The sequence below is a fragment of the Microcoleus sp. Pol12B4 genome (genome assembly GCF_036701385.1).
In the GTDB taxonomy this organism is placed as follows: Bacteria; Cyanobacteriota; Cyanobacteriia; order Cyanobacteriales; family Microcoleaceae; genus Microcoleus.
Genome location: NZ_JAUBQR010000245.1, coordinates 1 through 9690, shown reverse-complemented (window position 1 = coordinate 9690; position 9690 = coordinate 1). Strand labels below are relative to the sequence as shown.

Here is a 9690-nt window from a genome sequence, read left to right as displayed (position 1 = left end):
GCGATCGCGATTAACAACGCGCTGGCGATCGAAAAATTAAAAAAGCAGGAACAGCTTTTAGACTTGCAAAACGAGCTGCTAATTCGCCAGCAGGAAGAACTGGAAAATCAGGCGCGACGCATTCAACAACAAAAATTGCAACTGCTAGAAGCAGCCAAGTTAAAATCGCAATTTTTGGGCATTATGTCCCACGAATTGCGAACTCCCATGAATTCGATTATCGGTTTTTCCCAATTGCTGCTGCGCCAGCACAAACAACTGCTGAGCGCCCAGCAAACAGAAATGGTGGGGCGCATTTTACATAACGGCAAAAACCTGCTACTGCTAATTAACGATATCCTCGACCTCTCCAAAATCGAGAGTGGCCGCACAGAATTAAAAATTGAAAAATTTAATTTAGCGCATTTAGTAATTGATGTCGCCCTGGAATTCGGAAATCAAGTCACCGATAAGAACGTGGCAATGTCCGTCAGCGTCTGCTTGCAGGATCAGTTGATAGTTAATGACAAGTTGCGCCTGCGGCAAATTTTGGTGAATCTCGTTTCCAACGCGGTTAAATTCACACATGAGGGCAGTATTTACATTGAGGTGCGGGAATTAAATTGCGATCGGGTAACGATCACCGTTCGGGATACAGGAATCGGCATCTGTGAAAAGGATCTTCCCCACATTTTCGACAAGTTCCACCAAGGCGACCAAAGTACAACTCGCCAATATCCCGGCACTGGTTTAGGACTAGCTATTTGTGCTTCTTTAGTAAAGATGATCGACGGTACAATTACTGCCGAAAGTCAACCCAATAAAGGTTCGATATTTCGGATGGAGTTCCCCCGAAAAATTTACCCTAAAAAACTCCATTGCTGACTGAAAACCTTTTTATTTTTTATATTTATTATCATGACCGATTTTAACTGATAGTACAAAAACTGTCGCCCCTCTATAAGACACGAAAAAATAAATATGACTAAGATCAAAAAAAGGTTTTACCTACTCATTATAGCGGTAGGGTGCGCCTCGGCGCACCCTACATATAGAGGTTTTGGGTAATTCCTTTATTCTTGAGTCCCTCTCTGCTAGGAGGAGAGTTTGTGTAGGATAGGTGGCAACACCAGACTCTTATTTACAGACTAGAAGTTTTCCCTACTTCCGACTGAGTAGCAATTGGTTTAACATCGGTGTAGCCCATATTATTAGCTACGTCGCGCAGCACCGAAATTTGCTGTTCAAAATCAAGACCTTCAATTTGACCCAACACGCCATTGACAGCCTCAGTTGCCTCATATCCTTCGGGGATATCGACAATTGTTTCCCCCATACCAATAGCCCAAGCATACCAAACTACCAACTGATTGTTAGCAGTTAAAGCTCCGTAAGCGTGAGAATACGGCGTGTCGTCGCCGTTGACAATACCCCGCATTATATTCAGTTGTTGGTCATGGGAAAGCTTGTAAAAATCATCCAGCAGCATGGGAGCTAATTCTGGTTCGGCGGCGGTGGGAGCGGCTGGTGTAATTGAATCTCCCATTTTTTCATAAACAAAGTAGAGCAGCGCCAGCTTTTCATCTGTACCCAACCCGTTGATTGTCTGAAGGATGTTTTGAGTCTCGTTGGAGAGAGAGTGAGGATTGGTGGCGGCGGGTGAGTTCATAAACAAAATTCCTTAAAAATGCTTCCAGAATATACAAATATCAAGATTTGTAAGTACAAGTCACCATCCCCGAGAGGTAATACGATTTTAGTTTTTAGATTTTAGATCTGAGACTAAACAATGGGGAATGGCTTAGTATGTATGGGTTGGGAGCTTGCCTAAAGCTGCATTCTTTTCGGAAAGTGATGTAATGTTAAGGCACTAACCTAGAATAAATCATCCTTAAGATAGAAGCCAACGATACATCTGCGGGTAGATGAAAAAGCCAGGGAGTAAAGTAATAATTGATACAGTGAATTGTTAAATAAAACTAGCAAGGAGTCGGCTATGTCTCAAATCAATACAGAAGTCAATAACACTGATAACTTTGACGCTCAGCAGATCACTGAAAGCGCGGAAGCTGGAGAACAAAAGTTGCCGACCGTTGATGTATCAGCAGACTACGAAGCTTCAAAAGAATTCAGCGTTAGTGACATCGATCGCACAGGTGCCGGCGCTCAAGCTGCCGCCGCTGCAACAGCACCTAAATTTCCTATTCCCGCTGCTCAAGATAATATTGCAAAGCCGGCAGATACAAGTGGCAATCCCAATGATTTTCGTTCGATGGCTCAGGAAATTAAGCCTGCTGGTACACCGGGCGAAGTTAGCGACGATTTGATCCAGAAAGCGATCGATCTTGGTACTCCCGGCAGTTAATTTAGAAATTCTCCATCCTCGATGCAAAACCTCTGTATTGTAGGGTGCTGATGCCCCGCCTTACCCCTATAATTCCCGCGTCAAATCACGTTTTGCATAATTCCTGAATTGTCAAGTGAGTGTACGATAAGCTGCTATAGACTAGGGACACAACAATGTTGTGTCCTTAAAGGCTGCAATAGGGTAGGGACACAACTTTGTTGTATCCTTAAAGGTTTAATTTTAAGTCGATCGCCCGACAAATTTTGCCGACAGTGCGATCGCTCAAAATTTCAATTACTAAATCCACCCGATCGCCCTCAACCATCGACTTAATAAATAACTCGGGATGCAGCGCTTTCCAGAAATATTCAACAAACCGATTAATCTCAGCTTCTGACATTCCCGACTTCCCCGCCGCCATCATTTCCCGTTCCGCCTGATTGCGCCACACTTGAGAAATGCGATAATCTTGGGGATATAAAACCATCAACCGATCTAATCGGTTCCACAGCGGCAGATAGTCGTGCAGCTTCGCATTCATATCGCGCGCAAACTGACAGTCGCCCTCTGTGGAAATCGGAAACGGTGCAGCCGCCAAAAACTCGTTCAATTTGGCATCAACCACCGGATTCACACCGACAAACCAACCTTCAAAAAGTACAATATCCGCACCGGAAATAATTTCGGGTTGACTTCTATCTCCTGCACCTCCATAGGCTGATTTGTCAAACCTGGGAATTTCTATATTTTTATTAATTAAATCCGGTTTGAGGGCATCATATTTTGGATTGTCAACTCCTGCTAAATTGTGAGTTAGAGAACCGCGCAACTTGTCTAAAACTGCGATTCCCAAGTCAATATCGTGAGTGCCGGGGGGACCGCGCCAAATTAAACGCGGGTCTGCTTTTTGGAGTTGTTGGCGATCGGCATAAGTCTTGTAAAGATCGTCTAAAGAAAGGCTGACAGTAGAATATCCCAATTTTCGCAGAATCAGCCTCAAAACTTGGCATAAAGTAGTTTTTCCCGTTCCTTGCCCTCCTAAAATTCCTTGAATTAAAGGACGGTTTAAACTTTGTTTTGCAGTTGATAATTGCATTGCCAGCGGCAGCCAAAGATTCCACAAAGTTTCGAGGAAAACTGTTGACTTTAGGGGGAAAGTATGCAGTTCGTCAAGAAGAGAAAAGAATAAATCGGTTTTGCAGCGGACAACATCGGCTACATTGTCGGGAGTAATGCCAAAAGCGCGCGTTAGCGAAGCCCTCGAAGAGGATCGCACATCATCCGCAAGTTCCCACAAAGCCAGGTGATCGAAGTCGGGAGCGATCGGGCGATCGCCGGCTTGCCATCGATGTAAAATTTCAACAGGGGTTACAGTCGATCGAGCCATCTTCTCAAAACTCTTGATGCCAGAGGGGGTTTTGTACAAATCCTATCTGCAATTGACAAATATTTCATCCTAAAGCCGCGCCGATTCAAAAAGTTTTTAAGAACCTAGTTTGAAAGCCTCCACAAATAAATTGTAAGTGATACCAATTTTCAGAGCATTGAGCATATCCACGGAAAAAGAACCTGCTACAGGCCGCAGGCGGGCGTAAACCAGCCAGTTGGCGAACTCCGTCAACAACACCAACAGCCCGGCCGCGATAATATCCCACTCAGCGGATTGTCCCGCGATCGTCGAAATAGCTGTTCCCAAAAAAGTGCCGAACAGCAGGCTAATTATCAGGAGCGAAATCCGCCGCCAAGGATTGCTCAGCCAGCCTCGGAAGCGATCGCCCAGAACATCAATCAATCTGTTAATTCGGGTATTCTGCATAAAAATTATACGGTTTGAGATTGGAGATTTGAAATTTGAGATGCGGAATAACTGATGACTATTGGGGTTTGGAGTACAGGCCTATAGTGGTACTCTTTTTTTTAACTGCTATTAAAAGCTAAACCGATGAGCAAACAAATGCCCCTCCTGACCAACTCCAAATTCTTGCCGGGCGGAGTATGTCGCAATCTAAAATCTAAAATTTAACATCTAAAATGGTATTGAGAGATCGCGAACTTATAGCCGAGAACGCTCAAGTAATTAAGTGTAACTGTATCTTGTGGCACAGCAGACCCTGGTTTTACATTAAAAATAGTTAAGACTAATTTCGGGTGCAGTCTATCCTTTAAGCCTAAAATTTATGAATCTTAAAATTTACCAGATCGTAATTGGAGTGTCGATCGTCCTAATTACAGGAATGTTTCTAGGACGTTTTGAAATCACTATCTCCAACGGTTCAAATCAGTCCAGCGACTGGCCCTCACAAGCCACCGCACTCCCCCCAATACCCCCCGTTTCCCCAGTCGCGACAGCTTCTGGCGACACCGCCAGCGAGCCTAAACCCGACTCAACACCAATCCCCCCTGATCCAGAGGAGGAATTGCTTTCCTCAGTCCCTGTAAATGCTAAAGCCTCCGGCCTTTTGCGCGTCAGCAACCGCAGCGAACACCCAGTGCGAGTAGCCCTGCTGTCGAAACGGCAAGCCGAGAAATCCTATGGAAAACCCGCACACTGGGATTTTGCGCCGGGGGAAGGCGGCGGCAAGGGACTGATGCTATCGCTGCCGGAGGGCAAGTTACAAGTCAAACGAGGAGACATTCTGGTGGTTTTTGCTCAGGATGGTTCTCGCCGCTACTGGGGGCCTTTCGTCGCCGGTGAGACACCCTCGCCGGCTTGGAACAGCACAGCCGGAGAATGGCAATTAATTTTGCAGCCGTGAACGCTTAGCTGCAGGTGCCGAGATTTTAATCGAGAAACACGGTTGATACGGTCTTATTGAGAATGATGCGGCTATGTGATGTTAACCTCACATAGCCGCATCATTATAAATAACAGGGATCTTGCCTGTTCTACAAAGCGTGAATTTTGTTGTGGGGAGTAGGAGTTGGGTTGCTCTAGCCCGCCCATAAAAGCTTTATTGAGAATGGTGTAACATCTCAGTTGAACCGCATTCGATCAAATTGGGAGTTTCGAGAATGCGAATCTTTCGGTAGACTCTCTATGCGAGCTAAAATTTTAAATCTAAAATCGCAGGAAGTTTCGGTGAAGGAAGTTATTAAAAATTTGTCAGAGTTTAGAAATCGCCCGTCAGCGAAGCCCTCGAAGAGGCTCGCACCTTTGCTGCTCTCAATTTTATGGCTGTGCGCGATCGCCTCTGTGGCTTTTTTGTGGAACCTCGGCAACATCGGTTTAGTTGACGAAACCGAACCGTTGTTTGCCGAAGCCGCCCGTCAAATGACGGTGACAGGGGATTTCATCACTCCTTATTTCAACGGTGAAACCAGGTTTGACAAGCCGCCGTTGATTTACTGGCTGATGGCGGTGGCTTACCGCACTCTGGGCGTTAACGAATGGGCCGTACGTCTTCCCTCTGCCTTGTGCGCGATCGGTCTGACTTGCCTCGGATTTTATACCCTCTCGAAATCGAAGGAAGAAGGAACAAGGAAGGAGGAAGAAGGAAGAGGGAATGAAGAAGGAAAATTCTTCCCCACTCAAAACTCACAACTCAAAACTCGCCGTCTTCCCCTCTTTTTTTCTACTCCTTGGATTGGTGCGGCCCTAATAGCTTTAAATCCCCAAACTATTGCCTGGGGACGGACTGGCGTTTCAGATATGCTATTAGTCGGTTGTATGTGTTCGGCACTGCTCGCATTTTTTCTCGGTTACACCCTCGAAGAACAGAGAGAAAAAGCAGAATTTTCCCCGGTTTCCGCTTCCAGATTTCCCAATAAGTGGTATCTGACTTTTTACGTACTAATTGCCTTAGCAATTCTGGCTAAGGGGCCTGTGGGAATTGTCGTGCCAGCGCTGATTGTTGGCAGCTTCGGGCTTTATTTGGGAAATTTTCGGCAACTTTGGCGCGAAATGCGTCCGGTGTCGGGAATCTTAATTATTCTGGCGATCGCCTTGCCTTGGTACATTTTGGTTATTTTAGCCAACGGTCAAACTTATATTGACAGCTTTTTTGGCTATCACAATTTCCAGCGTTTTACTGGAGTAGTCAACAAGCACTCGGCGCCTTGGTATTTTTACTTTTTTGTAGTGCTAGTTGGTTTTGCACCTTGGTCGATTTATTTACCAGTCGCGATCGCGCGCACCCGTTTTTGGCAGCGCAGTTACTGGCGTCGTCAACCGCGATCGGCTCAGTTGGGTTTATTTGCTCTATTTTGGTTCGGCTGCATTTTTGGCTTTTTCACGATCGCCGTGACAAAATTGCCGAGTTATGTATTGCCTTTAATCCCCGCCGCTGCGATTTTGGTAACGCTGCTGTGGAGAGATATTATTGCAGGCAACGAACCCGATAACAGGCGGATAAAGTTAGAAAAAAAACCGAATTCTTTACCGCGAGGGCTGTTAGCTACATACATTTTCAATGTCGTATTTTTATTAATTATAGCCGGAGCAACTTTCTACTGCTACAACTGGCTGGGAGACGACCCGGCAATGCCCAATTTTCCCCAAGCAATTCAGCAGTCGGGATTGCTGATTGTCGGCGGTACGATTTGGATAACTACAGCGGTGGCGATCGCACTTTTACTGGGGAAGCGGCAACAGCGCTGGATTTTGGTTGCTAACCTCATCGGGTTAGTAGCATTTATCATCTTTGGTCTTACTCCGGCCTACAAAGTGGTTGATATCAACCGCCAGTTACCTCTGAGACAGTTAGCACAGGTTGCCGTTCAACAAAAACTGCCAGGGGAAGAGTTTATTATGGTTGGTTTCTGGAAACCAAGTCTGGTTTTTTATACCCAAGAGCCGGTGACTTACTACCGAGCTGTCACAAAGGTGATCGACTACATTAAGGAATCTAAAAACCCAACTTCTCCCTCTATATTGTTGCTGGGATATCCAGAGAAATTTGTGCAATTAGGATTGCAGCCAAATCAATATCAATTGTTGGACAGTCGGGGCGCTTACCAACTCGCCAGGGTCCCGAGAACAGCGTTTCGATAGTGCCTATAGTGCGATCTCATACTTGTTAAACAAGGTAGAAAAATGATTACAACTAAGAATCTTCAACTACTTGCCGTCGAAAGGATTCACATAGAAGCTTTCTTACGAAGTAAAAGCGAGCTTGCAGCAATTTTAAATGTCATAGTGCCTAATAGCTGGCCTCTTTTCCCGGAAGCATTTTCCCTCCCGGCTGACGAAGCTTGCGAATCCAATGCGCGTCCAACTGACTGGCACAGCTACTTCTTTATTCATCCAAAAAATCAAGTGCTTGTCGGCAATGGAGGTTTCACAGGCTCACCTGATGAGTCGGGGACTATAGAGATAGGTTATGAAATTGCTTCCGAATATTGGAATCGTGGATTTGCAACTGAGGTGGCACAAGGAATGATCGATTATGCTTTCGCTCACGAGGAGGTGAAAGCAGTCATCGCTCACACTTTAGCTGAAAAAAATGCCTCAAATAGCGTGTTGGAAAAAGTGGGGATGAAGTTCATTGCAGAGGTGGACGATCCTGAAGAAGGCAAGATATGGCGATGGCAAATAAGCAGGGATGAATATCATCCGACTTGAAATGTAACGCCGTTTCGCTGTTTAAGTCACTGGTTTTGGCGGTAATTTGAAGGTTCTCGCTTGCAGCATTAAATCTGCCAGATTGCATAAAATCTATAATCTAGTCACTACCTAAAACCCGAAGCTCGGAGCCTACAATGGTTTCAATTCTAAACAAACTCTCCTCGTTAGTCTTGGAAGGATTAGTCAAAGTAATGAGGGAAAAGCAGCAACTCAGCTTTAAGCAGGCAGTTGTGAGACAAACTATATACTACGTCTCAAAACAGTTACCACGCGAAGAGCAAGATAAAGGAGAACGCTACTTTATCTCTTTAGCCAATAAATGGATCGAGCAGCCGACACAGGAAAATGCAGAAAAGGCTTCAATGGGGGTTGCCTGCGATTATATTGATGGAGGTATGAGATATTTCGATTATCCATCATATTTTCTTACACCTGCTGAGGCAGCAGGCAGTAGTGCATATGGTGCAACACAATGCGCTTTAACAGCATCTGGAAACGATTCGCGAGTCGCCTATGAATGGCAAATTACTGCTGCGTGGGCTATTTTGAATAACAAAGAACCACCGCTGCTGAAATAGAAATGCTTAATCAATATTTCGACGTACTAACATCCGCTTAAAGCTAGTATAAAACATAGAAGCTGCTCTCCTGTACTTAGGATGATCATTAGCCTGCCATCTGTTCGACCTACCCTCAACTTGCGTGAAACAATGGATAATGGATAGGATGCCATTTTCATTGTAAAAGTGTGGTAGCCATGACTGAGTTACTCGAACGTGCGATCGCCAAGTTGAAAACATTGTCTGCCAGCGAGCAAGATGCCCTCGCTTCAATGATTCTGGAAGAACTTGAAGACGATATTCGTTGGGATCAAGCATTCTCCCGTTCCCCAAATGCTCTTGCTAAACTCGCAGCGACCGCAATGGCTGAGTATCATGCAGGTCAAACCCAAGAACTCGATCCAGAAATATTGTGAATTCACGCACTACAACCGAGTTCCGTAGATTATTTGCTGATTTACCCGAACAAGTTCAACAGCAGACGCGCGCGGCTTATCGCCAGTTCAAGGAAGACCCAAGTCATCCAAGCCTGCGTTTCAAGAAGGTGCATCCAGAGTTACCAATCTATTCGGCCAGAATTAGCAAAAACTATCGAGCACTTGGTCAGTTGGATGCAGACACTGTAATCTGGTTTTGGGTTGGTTCACACGCAGACTACGATAGATTTCTGGGGCAGTTGTAGCAGTATCTACAGCCAGCCAATATCAATTAGAAAAGTGTATTTAGACAAGTGGAAAATTATGATCCAAATTAATGAAGCTCAACAGCAGTTGCAGCAGTCTATCGATTCGGTGAATCAGTCGCACCAACTGATCGCGATCGCAGGACAAACTAGCAATGCAGTGTTATTATCTGAATCAGACTCCGCATCGGTTGCCCGTGAAACATTGTATCTTCTCTCAGTAGCGGGGATGCGGGAATCGATTCGGGAAGGAATGGCAACGCCGATCGAGGATTGCGATCGCTCTTTGGAGTGGTGAGGAGATCCCACTATACGTGCAATAATCAGCCATATTATCTGGTACGCGATCGCCTGAACCTATGGATGCGCTAATCGGCAAAACTTTACAGGGTGGAAAGTATACCCTCGAACAAGAATTGGGAAGAGGCGGCTTTGGAATAACCTTCAGGGCAAATCACCGCTATTTAGGACAGCCTGTAGTCATTAAAACCCTCAACGAATCTCTGCGGCAGCAACCCAATTTTGCTGAGTTCGATCGCAAGTTTCAAGACGAAGCGAG

Annotated in this window: 12 protein-coding genes and 1 pseudogene; 10 read left to right on the top strand and 3 right to left on the bottom strand. The window is 45.4% G+C overall.

All coding sequences use genetic code 11. From position 1 onward, the window contains the following. Positions 1-864, top strand: an 864-nt coding sequence (locus QUA38_RS24785; protein ID WP_333166611.1) for a HAMP domain-containing sensor histidine kinase, incomplete at its 5' end; no start/stop codon positions are given. A gap of 256 nt (positions 865-1120) precedes the next feature. Here the strand turns inward: QUA38_RS24785 and QUA38_RS24780 are convergent. Continuing rightward, entirely contained in the window at positions 1121-1648 is a 528-nt protein-coding gene (locus tag QUA38_RS24780; RefSeq protein WP_333166609.1) for an orange carotenoid protein N-terminal domain-containing protein, read from the bottom strand. Between the two features lie 327 nt (positions 1649-1975). On the opposite strand from QUA38_RS24780, the gene QUA38_RS24775 reads away from it, so the two are divergent. Then, positions 1976-2344 carry a hypothetical protein gene (locus QUA38_RS24775; RefSeq protein WP_333166607.1) on the top strand — a complete coding sequence of 123 codons (369 nt, stop codon included), beginning with the start codon at positions 1976-1978 and terminating at the stop codon, positions 2342-2344. Between the two features lie 208 nt (positions 2345-2552). Here QUA38_RS24775 and QUA38_RS24770 read toward each other — a convergent pair whose 3' ends face one another. After that, the gene (locus tag QUA38_RS24770; RefSeq protein WP_333166614.1) at positions 2553-3713 is read right to left on the bottom strand and encodes a glycerate kinase; all 1161 of its coding nucleotides are present in this window, start codon (positions 3711-3713) and stop codon (positions 2553-2555) included. A gap of 96 nt (positions 3714-3809) precedes the next feature. Beyond that, positions 3810-4142, bottom strand: coding sequence for a DUF565 domain-containing protein (locus QUA38_RS24765; protein WP_333166605.1), 333 nt, complete (start codon positions 4140-4142; stop codon positions 3810-3812). 361 nt (positions 4143-4503) lie between these two features. Here QUA38_RS24765 and QUA38_RS24760 point away from each other — a divergent pair, with 361 nt between their 5' ends. The 8 genes and pseudogenes from QUA38_RS24760 to QUA38_RS24725 form a co-directional block, all read left to right on the top strand. Then, a complete protein-coding gene (locus QUA38_RS24760; RefSeq protein ID WP_333166603.1) occupies positions 4504-5082 on the top strand; it encodes a hypothetical protein in 579 nt (192 codons plus the stop codon). A 281-nt stretch (positions 5083-5363) separates the two neighbouring features. Further along, positions 5364-7316, top strand: coding sequence for a glycosyltransferase family 39 protein (locus QUA38_RS24755; protein WP_333166601.1), 1953 nt, complete (start codon positions 5364-5366; stop codon positions 7314-7316). A 42-nt stretch (positions 7317-7358) separates the two neighbouring features. Further along, positions 7359-7886: a GNAT family N-acetyltransferase gene (locus tag QUA38_RS24750; protein ID WP_333166599.1), complete on the top strand. Its 528-nt coding sequence runs from the start codon at positions 7359-7361 to the stop codon at positions 7884-7886. 137 nt (positions 7887-8023) lie between these two features. Then, on the top strand, positions 8024-8467 hold the full coding sequence (locus tag QUA38_RS24745; protein ID WP_333166597.1) for a hypothetical protein: 444 nt from the start codon (positions 8024-8026) through the stop codon (positions 8465-8467). A 179-nt stretch (positions 8468-8646) separates the two neighbouring features. Next, the gene (locus QUA38_RS24740) at positions 8647-8865 is read left to right on the top strand and encodes a hypothetical protein (RefSeq protein WP_333098973.1); all 219 of its coding nucleotides are present in this window, start codon (positions 8647-8649) and stop codon (positions 8863-8865) included. Further along, positions 8862-9131, top strand: a complete 270-nt coding sequence (locus QUA38_RS24735; RefSeq protein ID WP_333098971.1) for a ParE family toxin-like protein — start codon at positions 8862-8864, stop codon at positions 9129-9131. The genes QUA38_RS24740 and QUA38_RS24735 overlap by 4 nt, the downstream gene beginning before the upstream one ends. Before the next feature lie 58 nt (positions 9132-9189). After that, entirely contained in the window at positions 9190-9429 is a 240-nt protein-coding gene (locus QUA38_RS24730; protein ID WP_333098970.1) for a type II toxin-antitoxin system Phd/YefM family antitoxin, read from the top strand. A 61-nt stretch (positions 9430-9490) separates the two neighbouring features. Next, a pseudogene (locus tag QUA38_RS24725) lies at positions 9491-9690 on the top strand (serine/threonine protein kinase); the annotation flags it as partial.